The 18715-nt window shown below is 63.0% G+C and carries 15 protein-coding genes; 8 read left to right on the top strand and 7 right to left on the bottom strand.

Going from position 1 to position 18715, the window contains the following annotated elements:
* Positions 1 to 205: 205 nt before the first annotated feature.
* Genes BMX61_RS00470 through BMX61_RS00460 form a run of 3 tightly spaced genes read right to left on the bottom strand, consistent with a single transcriptional unit; the run spans position 206 to position 6520 of the window.
* Positions 206 to 4018, bottom strand: coding sequence for an error-prone DNA polymerase (locus tag BMX61_RS00470; RefSeq protein WP_075627393.1), 3813 nt, complete (start codon positions 4016 to 4018; stop codon positions 206 to 208).
* A complete protein-coding gene (locus BMX61_RS00465; protein ID WP_083639408.1) occupies positions 4015 to 5610 on the bottom strand; it encodes a Y-family DNA polymerase in 1596 nt (531 codons plus the stop codon). Before BMX61_RS00465 ends, BMX61_RS00470 begins: the two co-directional genes overlap by 4 nt.
* Positions 5504 to 6520, bottom strand: a complete 1017-nt coding sequence (locus tag BMX61_RS00460; protein ID WP_075627395.1) for a hypothetical protein — start codon at positions 6518 to 6520, stop codon at positions 5504 to 5506. The genes BMX61_RS00465 and BMX61_RS00460 overlap by 107 nt, the downstream gene beginning before the upstream one ends.
* 530 nt (positions 6521 to 7050) lie before the next feature.
* Between BMX61_RS00460 and BMX61_RS00455 the strand changes: the two genes are divergently transcribed.
* Positions 7051 to 7485, top strand: coding sequence for a metallopeptidase family protein (locus BMX61_RS00455; protein WP_075627396.1), 435 nt, complete (start codon positions 7051 to 7053; stop codon positions 7483 to 7485).
* A 31-nt stretch (positions 7486 to 7516) separates the two neighbouring features.
* On the opposite strand, the gene BMX61_RS00450 is transcribed toward BMX61_RS00455, so the two are convergent.
* Positions 7517 to 7723 (bottom strand): DUF1737 domain-containing protein, encoded by a 207-nt coding sequence (locus BMX61_RS00450; RefSeq protein ID WP_075627397.1) that lies wholly within the window; start codon positions 7721 to 7723, stop codon positions 7517 to 7519.
* 120 nt (positions 7724 to 7843) lie between these two features.
* Positions 7844 to 8818, bottom strand: coding sequence for an HpcH/HpaI aldolase/citrate lyase family protein (locus BMX61_RS00445; protein ID WP_075627504.1), 975 nt, complete (start codon positions 8816 to 8818; stop codon positions 7844 to 7846).
* A gap of 154 nt (positions 8819 to 8972) precedes the next feature.
* Between BMX61_RS00445 and BMX61_RS00440 the strand changes: the two genes are divergently transcribed.
* From BMX61_RS00440 to lpxE, 5 genes are all read left to right on the top strand, one after another.
* A complete protein-coding gene (locus BMX61_RS00440; RefSeq protein ID WP_075627398.1) occupies positions 8973 to 9236 on the top strand; it encodes a hypothetical protein in 264 nt (87 codons plus the stop codon).
* Between the two features lie 252 nt (positions 9237 to 9488).
* A complete protein-coding gene (gene leuD / locus BMX61_RS00435; RefSeq protein WP_075627399.1) occupies positions 9489 to 10097 on the top strand; it encodes a 3-isopropylmalate dehydratase small subunit in 609 nt (202 codons plus the stop codon).
* A gap of 148 nt (positions 10098 to 10245) precedes the next feature.
* On the top strand, positions 10246 to 11358 hold the full coding sequence (leuB, locus tag BMX61_RS00430; protein ID WP_075627400.1) for a 3-isopropylmalate dehydrogenase: 1113 nt from the start codon (positions 10246 to 10248) through the stop codon (positions 11356 to 11358).
* 155 nt (positions 11359 to 11513) lie between these two features.
* Entirely contained in the window at positions 11514 to 12320 is an 807-nt protein-coding gene (locus BMX61_RS00425) for a phosphatase PAP2 family protein (RefSeq protein WP_234794562.1), read from the top strand.
* 140 nt (positions 12321 to 12460) lie between these two features.
* Positions 12461 to 13342, top strand: a complete 882-nt coding sequence (lpxE, locus tag BMX61_RS00420; RefSeq protein WP_075627401.1) for a lipid A 1-phosphatase LpxE — start codon at positions 12461 to 12463, stop codon at positions 13340 to 13342.
* Here the strand turns inward: lpxE and BMX61_RS00415 are convergent.
* A complete protein-coding gene (locus tag BMX61_RS00415) occupies positions 13326 to 15212 on the bottom strand; it encodes an MFS transporter (protein ID WP_075627506.1) in 1887 nt (628 codons plus the stop codon). The two genes, lpxE and BMX61_RS00415, sit on opposite strands and share 17 nt — an antisense overlap.
* A gap of 490 nt (positions 15213 to 15702) precedes the next feature.
* On the opposite strand from BMX61_RS00415, the gene BMX61_RS00410 reads away from it, so the two are divergent.
* Positions 15703 to 16737 carry an aspartate-semialdehyde dehydrogenase gene (locus BMX61_RS00410; RefSeq protein WP_075627402.1) on the top strand — a complete coding sequence of 345 codons (1035 nt, stop codon included), beginning with the start codon at positions 15703 to 15705 and terminating at the stop codon, positions 16735 to 16737.
* A 227-nt stretch (positions 16738 to 16964) separates the two neighbouring features.
* On the top strand, positions 16965 to 17759 hold the full coding sequence (locus tag BMX61_RS00405) for a lytic murein transglycosylase (protein WP_407703726.1): 795 nt from the start codon (positions 16965 to 16967) through the stop codon (positions 17757 to 17759).
* A gap of 83 nt (positions 17760 to 17842) precedes the next feature.
* Here BMX61_RS00405 and BMX61_RS00400 read toward each other — a convergent pair whose 3' ends face one another.
* On the bottom strand, positions 17843 to 18484 hold the full coding sequence (locus tag BMX61_RS00400) for a carbonic anhydrase (RefSeq protein ID WP_083639409.1): 642 nt from the start codon (positions 18482 to 18484) through the stop codon (positions 17843 to 17845).
* Positions 18485 to 18715: the final 231 nt, after the last annotated feature.

The raw sequence follows: 18715 nt of genomic DNA, 5'->3' as shown, positions 1-18715 counted from the left end.
AAGCAAGTGGCCGATTACGGACAAGGTTCTTTTCGTGTATCTCAAAAGCGGAGCAACACTGTCAAGAAAAAAGCATGGTCCGTTGCCAAACGCATCGTGACGGCCCTGATCGGCGGTCTCGAAGGCGCAAGACGGCCTCTCCTTCCAGTTGCAATCAGATATGTAAGCCGAAACAACCATTTAGCGAAGGACTACTTGAGTCCGGTCAATGAAAATTGCGGCCCTTGGGCATGACGGCGGCTATGGGCTCGGCCTGCGATGCGGCAAGCCGGCGCTTCATCGCTTCGCGTTCGGCCTCGATCGCAGCCTTTTTCGCGCGCGGATCCCCTGAGCCCGACAGGGTCTCGTCCGCACGCGGGCTGACGCCGAAGCGGCGTGTCTCGGCCTGGAGAAGTCCGAGCAGCGGGGTGAGATCCTCCAGATGCCGGGCGACGATATGGATCACCTCGTTCTGGCGCTGCAGCCGGCCGGAGACCTTCACCAGCCGCGCGCCCAGCACCTCCCGGCGAAAGCGGCCATAGACATCGGTCCAGACGATCACATTGGCGCTTGCGGTCTCATCCTCCACCGTCATGAAGATCACACCCTTGGCCGAGCCCGGCCGCTGGCGAACCAGCACCAGCCCGCTGACCGTGACGTCTGATCCATGGGCAAGCTCGGCCAGGCGCATGGCCGGCACTGCGCCCTTTTCGCGCAGTCTGCTGCGCAGGAATGCGACGGGATGAGCCTTGAGCGACAATTGCAGCGCGCGGTAATCTTCGATCACCTCCTCGCCCGGCGCCATGGCCGGCAGGCTGACGGAGGGTTCCGCCACGAGATCGCCGGGCATCTTTGCCGCATGATCGAAGAGCGGCAAGGCGTCCACCGGACCTTCCCGCTCCAGCCCGCGCACCGCCCAGACGGCCTCGCGTCGCGACAGGCCCATGGAAGCAAAGGCATCGGCATCGGCCAGATGTTCGAGTTCGGAGGGTGCCAGCCGCGTGCGCAGCCAGAGATCGCGCACCGTGCGATAAGGCGTGACGCGCTGCGCCAGGAGAAGGGCGATGCGATCCTCGGAAAGGCCTTTGACCTGATGAAAGCCGAGACGGACGGCATGGCCCGTGCAGATGACGCCGTCCATCGAACGGTGGCGTGAATGCAGCAGATCCCGCCGCCACCTCCCCTCTTCCAGGACTGTCTCCCATTTCGAGAAGTTGACATCGACGGGCCGCACCTCGACCCCGTGCTCGCACGCATCGCGGACAAGCTGCGCCGGCGCATAAAAGCCCATGGGCTGCGAATTTAAGAGCGCCGTCAGGAAGACATCGGGATAATAGGTCTTCACCCAGCACGAGGCATAGACCAACAGCGCGAAGGAAGCGGCATGGCTTTCGGGAAAGCCATATTCGCCGAAGCCCTCGATCTGGCTGAAGCAGCGGGCGGCGAAATCCGCGTCATAGCCGTTCTTGACCATGCCTTCGATCATCTCGTCGCGGAAGCCGGCGACTTCGCCGGAACGCTTGAAGGTGGCCATGGAGCGGCGCAGGCGGTCGGCCTTTTCCGGCGTGAAGCCCGCGGCATCGATGGCGATCTGCATCGCCTGCTCCTGAAACAGGGGAATGCCCAGCGTGCGCTCCAGCGCATTCTTCAGCTTGGAATCTTCATAGACGATCGTTTCGCCCCGGTTCAGCATCTCCCGGCGTTTGAGATAGGGATGCACCATGTTGCCCTGGATCGGCCCGGGACGGACGATCGCCACCTCGATCACGAGATCATAAAACTTCTGTGGCCTGAGGCGCGGCAGCATGCTCATCTGCGCCCGGCTCTCGATCTGGAAGACGCCGATCGTATCGGCGCGACAAATCATGTCGTAGACGGCCTGTTCACGCGTCATGCAGAGCTTGGCGAGCGACTGGCGCTCGGCATAGCGGTCCTCCAGCAGCCGGAAGGCCTTGGCCATGCAGGTGAGCATGCCCAGCGCGAGAATGTCGATCTTGAACAGGCTCACCTGGTCCAGATCGTCCTTGTCCCATTCGATCATGAAGCGGTCGGGCATGGCCGTGTTCATGATCGGCACGATCTCGTCCAGCCGGTCGCGGGTGATGACGAAGCCGCCGACATGCTGGGTCAGATGACGCGGAAAGCCCGCAAGACATGCCGCATGGTAAAGAACAGAGCGGATGGCCGGGTCTTCGGTGTTGAGGCCGGCAAGCCGCGCATCGCCGGTCTTCACGGCCTCCGTCCACCAACCGCCGACGGCATTGGAAAGCGCCGCCTGGATATCGGCCGGCAGGCCGAAGGCCTTGGCCACCTCGCGCCCGGCCGAGCGCGCGCGATAGCTGGTCACCGCCGCCGTCAGCCCGGCATGTTCGCGGCCATAGCGCTGGTAGATCGACTGGATCACCTCTTCGCGCCGGGCATGCTCGAAATCGACATCGATATCGGGCGGCTCGTCCCGCGCGGTGGAAATGAAGCGTTCGAACAGAAGTGAACGCTCCTCGGGATTGACCTCGGTGATTTCGAGGCAATAGCAGACGGTCGAATTGGCGGCCGAACCGCGCCCCTGGCAGAGGATCTTCAGCTTATGCCGGGCATGCTGGACGATGCCATGGACCGTCAAGAAATAGCCCTCATAGTGGAGCTTCTGAATCAGATCGAGCTCATGCTCGATCTGCCGTTTCGTGCGCTCGGACATGCCCTGGGGATAGCGTCTGTCCGCCCCCTCATAGGTCAAGCGCTTCAAGGTCTCGAACAGGGTTTCGCCGGGCTGGCTTTCATCGGGATAATTATGGGAGATCTCGTCCAGCGAGAAAGTGAGCCGGCTAAAGAATTTGCTGGCATTGTCGACAGCCTGCGGAAAGGCACGCAGGAGCCTCGCCATTTCCCGCCCGTCCTTGAGGAAACGCTCGGCATGAGCGGCAAGGCGAAAGCCGGCCTCCATCACCGGAATGCCCTCGCGGATAGCGGTGACGACATCGGCCAGCGAGCGACGCTCGGGATGGTGATAGAGCGGCTGGTTGGTGGCAATCAGCGGCACGCCGGCCTTTTCGGCAATGGCCGCCAGAAAAGCGGAGCGGAAGGCATCTTCCCCGTCATAGGCAGGCGAAAGGGCCAGATGAACCTGGCCGGGAAAGCGTCGTGAGAGCCGGACGAGAAGCGCCAGCAGCCGGTCCTGCGGCTCCTCGGTCACGGTTCCCTGCTCTGCCCCTTCCGCCACCATGCCATCGCCCGCAGCAGCGGAGCCTGTTTCCGGCGGGGCGGCGGCCGGTCCATGGTGAAAGCCGGCATCGGGCAGCACGGCCAGAAGAATGCCCTCGCCCCATTCCAGAAGATCGGCCTCGTCCAGCAGGCAGCTTCCCTTCTCGGCGCGCAGATTGCCCTGGCTCAAAAGCCGGCAGAGCCGGCCCCAGGCGTCGCGGTTTATGGGAAAGGCCAGAATCTCGGGCGTGCCGTCGCGAAATACCAGCCGCGTGCCAGGACGGAAGATGAAGCGCTCCGGCAGAACCACATCGCGCCGGGCCTTGGCGATGCGGTCTGCCTCACGCTTGATCTCCGCCTCGGTTTTCTCAGGCGCGGCCGGCTCTGACGCAGCACCCGCCTGCCCGGCCATCGGCTCGTCGGGGATCGTCTGAACCGCCGATGCCGTGCCGTCATCCTCCGCTCGCCTCTCCGCCCTGCCTGGCTCGGGCGCTGCGCCGGGCCGCAGGATCGACGCCTGCTCTTCCAGCACGGCAAAGGCATCCTCCCGCCGACGTTCAAAGCCTTTGACATGGGCATGGGCGCGCACCACCCCGGCCACCGTATTGCGATCGGCCAGCCCCAGGCCGGACAAGCCCATGCGCGCAGCCTGCTCCACCATCTCTTCCGGGGACGAGGCGCCTTCCAGAAAGGAGAAATTGCTGCGGGCGCCGATGTCCACGAAGGACAGGCTGGACGGCGGGACCACCGGCCTGTCCCTATGCACCGCAATCTTTCGCCGCGCCTCGAAACGGGCGATCTTGGCGTCCGGCGACACCTTGCCATCGTCAAGCGGGCTCATGCGAAGAGGCCGTGCATATACCAGCGCGGCAGCTGCGCCGCATCGTAAAAGCCATCGCGGAAGATCCAGAAGCGGTAGCCCTCCTCATCCTCGACGCGGAAATAGTCGCGGGTGGCCGCCCCCTGCCCGTCCCGCCACCATTCCGGGGCGATGCGTTCCGGCCCCTCGGCATGGCGCACCTGATGGCGCAGCCGACGCCAGCGAAAGGCGGCCGGAGGTCCATCGGGCACCTCCGCCGCAAAGGCCTCCACCAGTTCGGGCGGATCGAGCAGCCGGATCGGGCGGCGGTTCGGGCGGGTGAAAACCGGCGGAATGCGCGCCGGCGGAGCCGAAAACAGGGCATGGGCAGCCGGCACGGACTCGACCGCCCGCTCCGGCACATGGCTTTGCCGGTAGGTGCTCGTCATCAAAAAATGGTCGCCGAAGCGGGCGGCGATGGAGTCGAGAAAGGCCGATAGCGACATGTCCTCTCCTTCAGCCTGCCCAAGCGCGCCCTGCATTGCCTGAAAGGGACCGTCATGCAGCACGTTGAGCCGGACGATCTCGAAGCCGAAGCCGGCATCGAGCACCGTCTGGTGATTGGTGAGCCGCGCCGAAAACAGCGCGAGGATGCGCGCGGGCGCCCGCAAGGGTGTCGAACTGCCGGCGCTGACCCGCAAAACCGTTCCATCGACCCGGAACAAGGCGAGCTCGAACAACCGCCCACCGGTGCCCCGCGCTTCGAGTTGGGACAGAAAGGTCTCGGCCAGCGGCCCGACCAGAGAGAGGATCGCCTCGACCGTATCGATCGGCGTGAGCAGCCGCTTCTCGGCCCAGACGGGCGCGATCGTCCGGCGCGGCGAAATCGGCTCGCCTTGCAGGCCCAGCGCCTGGTCCAGCCGCAGCATGAAGCCCTGTCCGAAGCGGCGCACCAGTGGTGCGCGCGGTGCGTCCAGAAGATCGCCGATCTGGCGAAAGCCCAGCTTGGTCAGCGCCTTGACCACTGGCGCCTCCAGCCGGAGTGCGGCGACCGGCAAGGGCGCCAGCGCCCGCCTGCCCTCGCCCGGCAGGATCACGCCACCGGAACCGAAACGAACCATGGCCGAAGACAAGGCGGCGCTGTCGGCAATGGCGCCTTTTACGGTAAAGCCGAACCTGCCGACGTCATCAAGCACGCGCGAAAGCAAAGCCTCTTCTCCGCCGAACAGATGGGCGCAGCCGGTGATATCGAGCAGCAGCGCATCCGGCCGGTCGCAGGCCACCAGCGGCGTGTAGCGGTCGCACCAATCGGCCAGCCGGTTCAGAAGCGCCGTATCGGCTGCGGCATCCTCCTCCATCACCTCCAGGCCCGGAAACAGAGCACGCGCTTCGGCCAGCGCCTGGCCGAGCCTCAAGCCCTGAGCGGCGGCCTCTGGCGAGAGACCTGTCAGCGCCATGGCATTGCCACGTCGGCCAGCGCAGACGAGCAGGCCATCCCTTGCCCTGACCTGCCTTCCGTCCTCATGCTCAACCCTGGCCGAACCGTCGCCAGGATGCCGCGCCCGGCGCAGCCGCTCGGTCGCCAGATATGGCAGGAACAGTGCGAGAATGCGCTGGGCGTTGGGCTGAGCCATCGGCAGCGGCGGGCAGGAACTGGCAATCATCGGGGTTCCACTCCAGGAAGAAGGACAGAGGGGCGGGAAGACGACTCTTTTCGAGCGTCAGGCGAAAAACGGGATTGCCGAGACTGCCGGAGAGCGGCGCACCATCCGGCAGGCGCCGCGCGCGCGCCGGGGCGGTCTCCACCTTCAGCCTGAGCGCGGTACTGCCGGCCTCCTCCGCCCCATCCATCCGAAGCAGGATGAGCGGCCGGCCGGCCGCCTTGGCGCGCAGGCTGAGGCGGCGGCTTTCGGTCAGACCGAAACCCTTGGGATTGCCGGCAATCTCCAGGATGGTGGCGCAAAAGAGGCCGCTTCGCAGCGCCGCCTCGGCGGCAAACAGCGCCTCGTCCAATCGGCGCGGCCGCGCTTCGATCAGTGTGCTGCCGGACAGGCCGAAGCCTTCGAGCCCGACCGGATAGGGCCGCCCGTCCTCCCGCGCGCAAAAACGATCCGAGATCCAGAAGACGAGGGGTCGGGACGAGAAGGACGGGGAAGTGCTGCGCCGTATCGCGCCCGGCATCATCGCGCCGCCCGATGCGCCCACAGCCGCACGCGCGCGAAAACCGGCGAGCAGACAAGCGGAAAGCGCCAGGGTAAAGCCACTGGCGGCACCGGCATCGCGGTGGCTTCCGGCCCTGATTTCGCAAAGCGCCCGCAAGGGAAACCCGCCTTCCAGCGCCCGATCCAGCTCTTCGATCCCTAGGGGGAGGCGCGCATCGACAGGAGTAAAATCCTGTCTCGCGGACGTATCGGCATCCAGCTGTGCCGCCAGCGCATCCTGGCGAGCTTGTGCTGCCAAGGCCGGCGCAGGTCGGCCTTCCAGTCTGGCGATCTGTTCGCGCAGCGCAAAAAGCCGCTCGCGCGCCATGGTCCTTGGCACCATGACGGTCACTCCCGCTGGATCTAGTTCCTGTTATGTTCTGATTGATTCCAGAGGTCGCAGCGAGAGTCAACGCGCAAAATTGTGACTTTATTCCTGATATTGCCCCATCCACAAGCAGAATCCCGCAAGCCGGGAGAATCTTGGCAAAGGACGATCAATGGCTGCAGAAAAAACCGCGAATTAGGACAGGATGGGCTCAGAGTTCGAATGGAGCAATCGCGGCAGAATGCCTTTCCGCCTTCATGGTCGGAAAGCATAAGGAAAAGGGTAGCCATCAGAAAGACCGCGCTTCTCAGCCGCATGCGTTCGACAAAGCGCATAGAAGCATCTGCAAGGTTTGGATCCGCTGCGGAATTTGCGTCCCATCGATCCCCGTTCGAAAGCATGCACCAGCGAAGCCATGCGGCGGGCATGGCATGCCAGCACTTTGGCCCACTTTTCCAAGGGGGTGGGGAAGCTGGCGGCACGTCGCTCCTCAGCTCTCGTCAAGCGCGTGAAAACCGCTATATAGGGGCGACAAGGAGTGTTTCATGGCCCGCATCGACCAGACCGACGATTGGCGCGACCGTCATGCGCCTGCGATCAGCGCGTTTGAATCGCTGACCATGGAGGCCTATGGCCATCTGCCCCAGGAATTCCGCGATCTGGCGCAGGACCTGATCATCGAGATCGAGGATTTTCCGAGCGATGACGTGTTCGAGGACATGGCGCTCGAAACGCCCTTCGACTTGCTGGGTCTGTTCGAAGGACGTGGGCTTGGCGAGCGCTTCACCATGGAAACGGGGCAGCTGCCCAACCGCATCATCCTCTACCGCCGCCCCATTCTCGACTATTGGGCCGAAAACGACGAAACGCTGGGCGATATCATCACCCATGTGCTGATCCACGAGATCGGCCACCATTTCGGCCTGTCGGATGACGATATGGAGCGGATAGAGGAAAGCGTGGAGCATGTGGGCGGCTGACGCCGGCCCGACATGTCTTCCCGCTGGCAGCCTATTGCTCGGAAAGCTTCATGTCCGGGTCATAATCCTTGCCTTCAACCTCTTTCACCACGGCCTGACCACATTGCATATGCTGCGTATCGGCATTGAAGGCATAGGTGGGCGAACTATGCAGCTCCCAGCCCTTGTTCAGCGCCGCCGTGACCTTGTGGCAGAAGCTGGCATCATCGGGACCGGTCAGGAAGCGATAGAGCTTCATGGCATTTTCCTCTCGTAAACTGAATTGCCATGACGTCCTACACGGAGACGGAACGCAAGGGGCGATCTCCGTGATCACTTTAAAATCAACGGCTGCGCATTCTCTCCCTGATCGAAAAGATCAGGAATGGGGCGGATCAGGCTGAAGGCGGTGACGCTCTGCCAGCAGGCGGGCGCGCGCCACAAGCCGCTCTGCTTCCGCCAGATGCAGAAGCTCGACCATTTCGCCATCGAGACGGATGACGCCCTTTCCGGCATGCGCATCGCTGGCGAAAGCGGCAATGATCGCCTCGGCCCGCGCCAGTGCGGCAGGCTCGATGCCGAAGGCCGCATTGGCGGCAGCGATCTGCGCGGGATGAATCAGCATCTTGCCGTCGAAGCCCATGGCACGCGCCTGCTGGCATTCGGCCGCAAAGCCGGCGCCATCGGCAATCACATTGAAGACGGCGTCGATCACGTCGAGCCCGAAGGCACGCGCAGCCAGAAGCACCTGCATCAGCCAGGGCACGAGATAGGGCCGGCCGGGCTGCGGCATAACGCCGGTCGCCTTGGCAAGATCGTTCAGCCCGGGGATCAGGCAATCGAGCCGGCCGCCGCTGGTGCGCCCCGTCTCGGCAATGGCCGCGACATTCAAAAGACCGCGCGGCGTTTCGATCATCGCCCAGAGCCTGACAGAGTCAGGCGCATCGGCTTCACTGAGGACATCCGCCACACGCTGCACCTCATGCGGCGTCTCTACTTTGGGAAGCAGAATGGCATCAGGCACCTGAGGCAGAATGACGCGCAGATCCGCCATCCCCTCAGCCGCTTCGAGATCGTCGAATCCGCCCTGCGCTGATGAAAGGGCATTGATGCGCACGATCCGCTCGACCGGATCCTCCCCTGCCCCACGGCGTGTCGCCAGGCTGGCGAGATGCGCCGAGAGCGCGGCGCGCGCGCCATCCTTGTGCGCCGGCGCCACGGCATCCTCCAGATCGTAGATCACGGCATCGCAATCCAGGCTGGCGATCTTGGCAAGCGCACGGGGATTATCGGCCGGAACGGTCAGCACCGAACGGCGCAGGCGCGCCGGATGACGATTTGTTGAAGAGCCCATCAGGCGTTGATGCCCGGCTTTCGCCACTTTCGCAAGCGACATCCAGGCTTATCGGCCGGGGTTGTTTGCTTGCGTCGCATCGGTCGCGTTCCCACATGAGGGAACGAAGAGGATCCCTCTTGACCGGGATCTTGCTCTACTCAAGGAACCTTTGATGCAAAGCTTACGCTCGCTCGCCCTCTCGGCCATTGGCCTTCTTCTGGTGCTGGCTGCTTTCGTGTTCACCGCCTCGCTCGGCCTGATCCTGGCCGGCCTCGTCTCGCTCGTCATGATCGGCTCGGCTGTCTCGGCCCGCTTCTCGGCAAAGCCCGCACCAGTGCGCTGCCAGGCCCGCACGCGCCGCGAGACTGACGCTCATACTTCCGGTCGCGTGCCGCGCATCTGGAACGACGGTCGCGGCACGATCATCGATCTCTGAAACGGAGCATCGATCTTCAAGTCCGAAGATCGATGTGACCTTTCAGGACGCCCTTCTCCTTCGGAGCAGGGCCATCCCGGCGACGACGGAAAATCTCCTTCATTTTTCCGTCATTTTCGTCTAAGGCAGCCTTGAAAGGGTGCTTCACACCATTCGGATCGATCGCGCATTGCGTCGCGGCCGAAGGCCTTAAGGTCGGACCGGACGGCTGGCGCCCGCCGCCTTTATTGTCTGGAACGAGAGCCGCACCCCATGGACAAGTTCGTCAAGCTCACCGGCGTCGCTGCGCCTCTGCCTGTCGTCAATGTCGATACCGACATGATCATCCCCAAGGACTATCTGAAGACGATCAAGCGCACGGGCCTCGGCACCGGCCTGTTCGCCGAAGCGCGCTACAAGGAAGACGGCAGCGAGAATCCGGATTTCGTCCTGAACAAGCCCGCCTATCGCAATGCCCAGATCCTGGTGGCCGGCGATAATTTCGGCTGCGGCTCCTCGCGCGAACATGCCCCTTGGGCGCTGCTCGATTACGGCATCCGCTGCGTCATCTCGACCTCCTTTGCCGACATCTTCTACAACAACTGCTTCAAGAACGGCATTCTGCCTGTCGTCGTCAGCGCCGAAGACCTCGACAAGCTGATGGATGACGCCTCGCGCGGATCCAACGCCATTCTCTCGGTCGATCTCGAAGCCCAGGAAATCAGCGGGCCGGATGGCGGTAAGATCAAGTTTGAAATCGACGCCTTCAAGCGCCACTGCCTGCTGAACGGCCTGGACGACATTGGCCTGACGCTGGAAAAGCGCGACGATATCGACAGCTTCGAAAAGGCCAATGCCGCAGCCCGCCCCTGGGCCGCCTGAGCTAGCAAAGCCTGTCAGATCAGATCATGACAAAGCCGGGCCCCTGCCCGGCTTTTCTTTTACCTGGGCAAGCTCCTGTGTCTCCTTGCTTGAAACCCTCGGCCCTCGCGTCTAAGAAGCCGCAGCTTGTTTTTCCGCGGAGGGTTTCATGACAACGCGCAATCTCTTCCTCTTGCCCGGCGACGGCATCGGTCCGGAGGCCATGGCCGAAGTGCGCAAGATCATCGCCTATATGAACGAGGAGATGGCGGCCGGCTTCACCACGGATGAAGGTCTGGTCGGCGGCGCGGCTTACGATGCCCATGGCGCCGCGATTTCCGAAGCCGACATGGTCAAGGCGCTCTCAGCCGATGCCGTGCTGTTCGGCGCCGTCGGCGGGCCGAAATGGGATGATGTGGCCTATGAGGTCCGCCCCGAAGCCGGCCTTCTGCGCCTGCGCAAGGATCTGGAGCTTTTCGCCAATCTGCGCCCGGCGATCTGCTATCCGGCGCTCGCCAATGCCTCCTCGCTCAAGCCGGAGCTGGTCGAAGGCCTCGATATCCTGATCGTGCGCGAGCTGACCGGTGGCGTCTATTTCGGCGAGCCGAAGACCATCACCGATCTCGGCAATGGCCAGAAGCGCGCCATCGACACCCAAGTCTACGACACCTACGAGATCGAGCGCATCTCCTCCGTCGCCTTCGAACTGGCCCGCACCCGCCAGAACCGCGTCTGCTCGATGGAAAAGCGCAATGTCATGAAGTCGGGCGTGCTCTGGAACCAGGTCGTCACCGAGACGCACAAGGCCAAGTTCGCCGACGTCAAGCTGGAGCATATGCTGGCGGATGCCGGCGGCATGCAGCTGGTGCGCGCGCCCAAGCAGTTCGACGTGATCGTCACCGACAATCTCTTTGGCGACATGCTCTCGGATGTTGCCGCCATGCTCACCGGCTCGCTCGGCATGCTGCCGTCAGCCTCGCTCGGCGCGCCGGATGCCAAGACCGGCAAGCGCAAGGCGCTTTATGAGCCCGTTCACGGCTCCGCGCCCGATATTGCCGGCCAGGGCATCGCCAATCCGATCGCCATGATCGCCTCCTTCGCCATGTGCCTGCGCTATTCCTTCAACATGATAGCGGAAGCAGACCGGCTGGAAAAGGCGATCGCCAATGTGCTCGACAAGGGCATTCGCACTGGCGATATTATGGCCGATGGCTGCCGCAAGGTCGGCACCACGGAAATGGGCGAAGCGATCCTGACCGAGTTCAAGACGCTCTCGGCCTGATCTGCCAAACCGCTATCGATGGACAGCGGCGTCGCGCGGAAGATCCGCCGGCGCCGTTTCTTTGCGTCACGTCCAGACGTGAGCCTCCTTAGCCTGGTTTGAACTCTGCCGGTTCGCCCCTATCTCCAGCTGCGGCTTAAAGGAGAGCAGGCGACGTGACAGGCGACGACATGGCGGCACGGGGAAATGGCAAGGCGGAGGGAAGCATGCGCGAGCAATCGCGCCGCACCAGCCTCTGGACCAAGCTCGGCCGTCGCTACGAGGCCCGGCGCACCATCCACAGGCGCGTTCCCTGGCGCGGTTTCGCGCTGTCGGCGCTCAACCTTGTTGCCATCGCCTTTTTCGTGCTGGATACGCCGCTCGGCCAGGCAGCAAAAAACCTGCCGCCACCCTTGATCAGCTTTGCCGGCAACGTCACGGATATCGGCAAGCTCGCTTATATTCTTGCAGCGATGCTGACGGTGATGGTCACCGTCTTCCTCATCAGCCGCCGGCTATCCGGCGTGCGGCGTCGCTTTCGTCAGGCCTATCTCGGGCAGATGGCGCTTTACACCGCTCTGTCCGTGCTGGTTGCCAGCATTGTCGTCCACATTCTCAAATATGCCATCGGACGTTCGCGGCCGCTGCTTTTCGACAGTGATGGGGTCTTGAGCTTTCATCCCTTCAGCTTCGATTTTCTGCATGCAAGCTTCCCCTCCGGCCACTCCGCCCACATAGGCGCGCTGTTCATGGCGCTTGCTCTGCTTTTTCCACGTGTCCGGCTTGTTTTCATTGGCCTCGGCCTCTGGCTCGGCGCCACACGCATCATCATCGGCGTGCATTTTCCCAGCGACGTGGTAGCTGGCCTTGCGCTGGGCGCCTGGATCGCCTTTGCCATGTCGATTCTCTTCGCCCGCTTCGGCCTCGTCTTTACCGTGGGCAAGAATGGCTGGCCTGTCCCGCGTCTCGGCCGCATTATCTGATGCAGTTGGGCAACGGTTCTGCGAATAAAATCAATATCACGAAGATTTCATATAAGTGTAGACGGCGTGACGTCGGCCGTTCATAAAACTGCGGCAAGGGCACTGAAACCGCCCGATGAACACATTCTGCCGGACTTCTCATGCATGCTTTTTGCACGTCGCTTGCCAAACGCTGGTGCCGCAGGCCGTCGCCGGCTCCGTGCCTGCACTGGAAGCCGTGCCTGTTCATCACGCTGAACATCGTGCTCCTCGCGGCCGTCCTGTTCGACCGGCCGCTTGGTGCCGGGACCTTGCCTGAAGGCACCAGGCGGCTCGGCAATTTCTTTTCCGGCTTTGGCGATTCCAGCTGGTCGATCATCGGCGCGCTGGTCGTTGTCATGCAGGGCAGGGCGGCCTATTGCCTGCTCGCCCGATCGAGGGCGCGGGCGGCCGCGCTGCGGGTCAGCTGGCTTGGCGTCTATCTGCTGGCCAGCGTCACCATCTCGGGCCTCATTGCCAATTTCCTGAAGCGGGCGATCGGCCGGGCCCGTCCCTCCCTGTTCGACACCCATGGCGCCGCCTTTTTCGAGCCTTTTGCCGGCCGCGCCGCTTTCGAGAGCTTTCCGTCGGGCCATGCCACCACCATTGGCGCACTCTGCATGGCCGGTGCCTTGATCTTCCCGCGCGCCCGGCTGTTCTTTGCCGCCGCCGCCGTCTGGCTTGGGATGACCCGCGTCATGGTCGGCGCGCATTATCCGAGTGACGTTTCGGCCGGGCTCATCCTTGGCGGATGGTGTGCGCTCGCCATTGCATTGGGCTTCGCCCGCTGCGGCCTCGTGTTCAAACTCTCAGCCGCTGGCCAGCCCCTGTTTCAGCAGCCTGTCGCGCCACAATGTCCCCTTCAGTCTGAAACGCGTGAGCCCGGCATCGTGACGACGCCGGGCCCGGGAGCGACAGCCGGATGGATGACGGGCATCCATCCGCTCGACGATCGCCCGGCCGCACAGGCCGCCGGACGTCTGGCGCTTATTCGATCGCGTTGATGTTGCGATCCTTCGTTTCCGGCAGGAACAGCATGCCGATCACCAGCGTGATGCCGGCAAAGACGATCGGGTACCAGAGGCCGTAATAAATGTCCCCCTTGGCCGCGCTCATGGCAAACGCGGTGGCCGGCAAGAGCCCGCCGAACCAGCCATTGCCGATGTGATAGGGCAGGGACATACCGGTATAGCGGATCCGGGTGGGGAACAGCTCGACCAGCAAGGCGGCAATCGGGCCGTAGACCATCGTCACATAGATGACGAGCACGGTCAGCACGGCGATGATCACCACCCAATTGACCCGCTGGGGATCGGCCACCATGGCGAAGCTGCCGGCACCCGCCACCGTATAGACCGGCATGGAGGTGACCCCGGCCGCCTCTTCGGCCGTCAGCAACTTGGCATCCGTCAGCTGCTGCGCCGTCATCGTGGCGCTCTCGCCGCCGCGCACGGCTGCGGCATTGAGGCCCAGTTCCGGATTGGCGGCGATGAAGCCGTCCAGCTTGGCATCCGGCACTTTCGCCGCACCCCGCTGCAGCGGATAGCCGGCATCGTGAAGCGCGATGTTGATCTGCTTCTCGAAGGCGGCCGTGCGGGCCTTGGCATCTGCCCCGGCGGCGGTCACGTCGAAGCTCGGGATCGTGGCGCTGCCGATCGCAACCGTTGCCGGCTGGCCAGCCGGACCGTTGACGACATCGTAAGGCACCGAGTTCTTGGTCAGGAAGGCCGTCGCCACATCGCAGGAGGTGGTGAACTTGGCCGTGCCGGTCGGGTTGAACTGGAATTTGCAGTCGGCGGGATCCGCCGTCACCGTTGCCCGGCTCGAGGCCTGCGCCTCGGCCAGCGCCGGATTGCCGGCCCAGGTCAGCGTCTTGAACAGCGGGAAATAGGTCAGCATGGCCAAGAGCAATCCGGCCATGATGATCGGCTTGCGGCCGATCTTGTCCGACAGCCAGCCGAACAGCACGAAGAAGCCGGTGCCGAGCAGCAGCGCCGCCGCCACCATCATATTGGCCGACTGGCCATCGACCTTCAGGATGCTCTGCAGGAAGAACAGCGCGTAGAACTGCCCCGTGTACCAAACCACCGCTTGCCCGACGACAGCGCCGAACAGCGCCAGCAGCGCGATCTTGGCATTGCGCCACTGGCCGAAGGCTTCCGTCAACGGCGCCTTCGAGGTCTTGCCCTCGGACTTCATCTTCTGGAACGCCGGCGATTCGTTCATCTTCATGCGGATCCAGACGGACACGCCGAGGAGAGCCACCGAGACCAGGAAGGGAATGCGCCATCCCCAGGCAGCAAAGGCCTCCTTGCCGACGATCAGCTGTACCCCGAGAATGACCACCAGCGACAGGAACAGGCCGAGCGTTGCCGTCGTCTGGATCCAGGCGGTGAAATAGCCACGCCGGCCATGCGGCGCATGTTCGGCAACATAGGTCGCCGCCCCGCCATATTCCCCGCCCAGCGCCAGGCCCTGCAGCATGCGCAGCACCAGAAGCAGGATCGGCGCAGCAATGCCGATCGAGGCCGCGCCCGGCAGAATGCCGACGAGAAAGGTCGAAATGCCCATGATCAGAATGGTGACGAGGAACGTATATTTCCGCCCGACCAGATCGCCGAGACGGCCGAAGACCAGCGCCCCGAAGGGCCGCACCAGAAAGCCGGCGGCAAAGGCCAAGAGCGCGAAGATGTTGCGCGTGGTCTCGGGATAGGCGCTGAAGAAGGTCGCGCCGATATAAACGGCCAGTGACCCATAGAGATAGAAATCATACCATTCGAAAACGGTGCCGAGCGAAGAGGCGAAGATCACCTTCTTCTCCTCGCCCGTCATCGGAGCAGCTTTCGCGCCGCGCACCGACGTGACATTGGCCATTTCCTTGTCCTCCACAAAAAACGGCAGGGGCAACGCATCACAATCCTTGCGACAAGCCCTCCTTGCCTGCCGCCTGAACCGTATGCACCGGTTCGAACTGTGCCAGAATACAGCACCAGCACCAGCAATGCTTTGGGTGTATGACTTTCGTCTAAGGCCCGGCAGGTTTCGGCATGCGGAAGGGAACGGCGGAGCCAGGAAAAGCCTTGACATCGGAGGCATTTGCAATCACACGAGGACGCGAAGAAGGAAGGACACATGCGTCATCGCCGCCAAGCATCGATCGCTGCAGCCCGCGCGTCACGCGCGGGAGCGATGATGGCGCGCCCTTCGCTTTTTACGATCACGGCCAAAACGACGACGAAAACCGTCTGACGTCTCCTGGCCACCCGCTCTCTCCCCGGCACGGCCCGGGGACAAAACCCTCGTGACACGGTCAGGCGGGTTCCCTCGAAAAGCCCTAGGGAGAGACGAGAAAGAGAGCAGGATTATGGGTTACAAGATCGCCGTGGCAGGCGCGACCGGCAATGTCGGACGCGAAATGCTCAACATCCTTTCCGAACGTGGTTTTCCGGCAGATGAGGTCGTGGCGCTGGCCTCTTCCCGTTCGCTGAACACCGAGGTGTCCTTCGGCGACAAGACGCTGAAGGTCAAGAACCTCGAAAACTACGATTTCTCCGACACGGATATCTGCCTGATGTCGGCCGGCGGCGCCGTCTCGCTCAAGTGGTCGCCGAAGATCGGCGCACAGGGCTGCGTCGTCATCGACAACTCCTCCGCCTGGCGCTACGACGCCGACGTGCCGCTGATCGTGCCGGAGGTCAATCCGGATGCCATCACCGGCTTTTCCAAGCGCAACATCATCGCCAATCCGAATTGCTCGACCGCGCAGCTGGTCGTGGCGCTGAAGCCGCTGCATGACGTCGCCCGGATCAAGCGCATCGTCGTGTCCACCTACCAGTCGGTTTCCGGCGCCGGCAAGGACGGCATGGACGAGCTCTTCAACCAGACCCGCGCCGTCTTCGTCGCCGATCCGATCGAGAGCAAGAAGTTCACCAAGCGCATCGCCTTCAACGTCATTCCGCACATCGACGTCTTCATGGAAGACGGCTACACCAAGGAAGAGTGGAAGGTTCTGGCCGAAACCAAGAAGATGCTGGATCCGAAGATCAAGGTGACCTGCACGGCCGTGCGGGTTCCGGTCTTCATCGGCCATTCGGAATCGGTCAATATCGAATTCGAAAGCGAGATGACCGCCGAGCAGGCCCGCGAGATCCTGCGCGAAGCGCCGGGCTGCCTCGTCATCGACAAGCATGAAAATGGCGGCTACGTCACGCCCTATGAAAGTGCCGGCGAAGACGCGACCTATATCTCGCGCATTCGTGAAGACGCAACGGTCGAACACGGGCTGAATATCTGGGTCGTTTCTGACAATCTGCGCAAGGGTGCCGCGCTGAATGCGATCCAGATTGCCGAGCTCTTGGTTGCGCGCGGTCTGATCAAGGCGAAGAAGCAGGCAGCCTGAGACGACGTTGATCAGCGCCGTGTCCACCACCTGCGGCACGGCGCGTGATTTCATCCTTTCTTGAAAAGCCCGGGAACGCGAGGGCAACCCCTCGCGTTGTCATGCCGGTCGAGCGTCGGCAAGATATTGCTGACGGATATGGACTTTAGGCGTAGCTGGCGATCCCAGCGGGCACGACATCATTCGCGAGGAACACAGGCTTGACGCAGAAGATTACGGGCTGGGCACTGAAGCTGGCGGCGGTGGCCGCCGTGGCATTCCTGCCATCGGTTGCAGCGGCGCAGCAATGTGGCAACACGGCAGCAGGCTTCGATGCCTGGGTGCAGGGCTTCAAGGCGCAGGCCAGCGGCCGCTTCAGCCCATCGCTTCTCGATCAGGCCTTCGCCAACGTCACCTATAACAAGGCGACGATCCGCGCCGACCGCGGCCAGAAGAGCTTCAAGCTCTCGCTGAGCGAATTCATGGACAAGCGCGGCGGCCCCGCCATCATCACCCGCGGCAAACGGATGAAGGCTCAGAATGCCGGGCTCTTTTCCTCGATCGAGCAGCGCTATGGCGTGCCGGCAGGGCCGATCATTGCGATCTGGGGCATGGAAACCGGCTTTGGCGGCTTCATGGGCAACGAGCACACGCTGTCTGCCGTCTCGACGCTGGCCTATGATTGCCGCCGTTCGGACTATTTCATGGAACAGCTGAATGCGGCTCTGACCCTGGTGCAGCGCGGCGATCTCAGCCCCAATGCACGTGGCGCTGCCCATGGTGAAATCGGCCAGACGCAGTTCCTGCCGCTCAACGTCATCCGCTATGGCGTCGATGGCGATGGCGATGGCCATATCGATATGGTGCGTTCGCGCGCCGATGCGCTTGCCTCCACCGCGAACTTCCTGCGCGGCCATGGCTGGCGGGCAGGTGCCGGCTATCAGCCGGGCGAACCGAACTTCGCGGCCATTCAGGGCTGGAATGCTGCCTCCGTCTATCAGCAGGCCATTGCCAAGATCGGCGCGGAGATCGACGGCCGTTAAGCCGTTTTTTGCTCCGGATCATCGTCACAAAAAAGGCCAGGTCCTCAAGGGAGCCTGGCCTTTTTGCAATGGATCAGTCCCCCTCACATGCCGGGGCGGGAAAAATCGCCGGTGTCACCGTTCATGATCCAAAGCTCGCCGGTCGAAATATCGAACCAGGCGCCGTGAAGCGTCAACGTGCCGGCTTGCTCGCGCTCGCGAATATTCGGGAAGGTCCTGAGATTGGCGATAGAATTGCGGATCGACACACGCTCCAGGGCGCGCTGGCGTTCTGCCTGGGTGAGGATGGAGTTGCTGGCAATCTGCTCGGCGGCCGGCTTCAGGAGGTTCATCCAGCGGCCGATGAAATCGCCAGGAGATAACGGTTCGGCTTCGGGATCGAGCGCTGCCTTGATGCCGCCGCAGCGGCCATGGCCCATCACCACGATGTTCTTTACCTGAAGCGCCTGAACCGCGAATTCCAGCGCGGCCGAGGTCGAGTGATACTGGCCATCCGGCTCATAGGGCGGGACCATGTTGGCGACGTTGCGCACCACGAACAGCTCTCCCGGACCACAGTCGAAGATCGTCTCCGGTGCGGCACGGGAGTCGCAACAGGCGACGATCAATGTCTGCGGCGACTGCCCCGTCTCGGCCAGCACCTTGTATCGCTGCTCCTGCTCGGAATAGCGCCCGTTCATGAAGTTGCGATAGCCGTCGAGAAGATTGGCGGGAAAGTGGTGCATGGGCGCTCGTTCTCCTGATTTTTGCGCAGGACGGAGACCGATCATCCGTTCTGCTGGGACAGGTGATCCGGCTGCCGCGTATTCTCATTCACGCACCGTCAGGCATGTGAACGTGGCTGGCGGCCAGGATCATTTCGTTTAAGCGGGTATCGCCTCGCGACGCAAGAGTAAGCGGCAGCTTGATGATGCGCTGCACCATATTGCGCCGGCTTTTCCCGCGGCCGTGCCGTG

This window comes from Xaviernesmea oryzae, from assembly GCF_900109605.1.
Lineage (GTDB): Bacteria > Pseudomonadota > Alphaproteobacteria > Rhizobiales > Rhizobiaceae > Xaviernesmea > Xaviernesmea oryzae.
This window is presented reverse-complemented; position numbering and strand designations above follow the sequence as displayed.

Excerpts from the sequence above, each read along its gene's own strand:
- BMX61_RS00415 (WP_075627506.1), bottom strand. The coding sequence starts at position 15,212 with ATGGCCAATGTCACGTCGGTGCGCGGCGCGAAAGCTGCTCCGATGACG.
- leuD (WP_075627399.1), top strand. The coding sequence starts at position 9,489 with ATGGACAAGTTCGTCAAGCTCACCGGCGTCGCTGCGCCTCTGCCTGTC.
- BMX61_RS00410 (WP_075627402.1), top strand. The coding sequence starts at position 15,703 with ATGGGTTACAAGATCGCCGTGGCAGGCGCGACCGGCAATGTCGGACGC.
- BMX61_RS00470 (WP_075627393.1), bottom strand. The coding sequence starts at position 4,018 with ATGAGCCCGCTTGACGATGGCAAGGTGTCGCCGGACGCCAAGATCGCC.
- BMX61_RS00460 (WP_075627395.1), bottom strand. The coding sequence starts at position 6,520 with ATGGTGCCAAGGACCATGGCGCGCGAGCGGCTTTTTGCGCTGCGCGAA.
- BMX61_RS00440 (WP_075627398.1), top strand. The coding sequence starts at position 8,973 with ATGCAAAGCTTACGCTCGCTCGCCCTCTCGGCCATTGGCCTTCTTCTG.
- BMX61_RS00465 (WP_083639408.1), bottom strand. The coding sequence starts at position 5,610 with ATGGCTCAGCCCAACGCCCAGCGCATTCTCGCACTGTTCCTGCCATAT.
- BMX61_RS00400 (WP_083639409.1), bottom strand. The coding sequence starts at position 18,484 with ATGCACCACTTTCCCGCCAATCTTCTCGACGGCTATCGCAACTTCATG.
- BMX61_RS00455 (WP_075627396.1), top strand. The coding sequence starts at position 7,051 with ATGGCCCGCATCGACCAGACCGACGATTGGCGCGACCGTCATGCGCCT.
- leuB (WP_075627400.1), top strand. The coding sequence starts at position 10,246 with ATGACAACGCGCAATCTCTTCCTCTTGCCCGGCGACGGCATCGGTCCG.
- BMX61_RS00445 (WP_075627504.1), bottom strand. The coding sequence starts at position 8,818 with ATGGGCTCTTCAACAAATCGTCATCCGGCGCGCCTGCGCCGTTCGGTG.
- lpxE (WP_075627401.1), top strand. The coding sequence starts at position 12,461 with ATGCATGCTTTTTGCACGTCGCTTGCCAAACGCTGGTGCCGCAGGCCG.
- BMX61_RS00450 (WP_075627397.1), bottom strand. The coding sequence starts at position 7,723 with ATGAAGCTCTATCGCTTCCTGACCGGTCCCGATGATGCCAGCTTCTGC.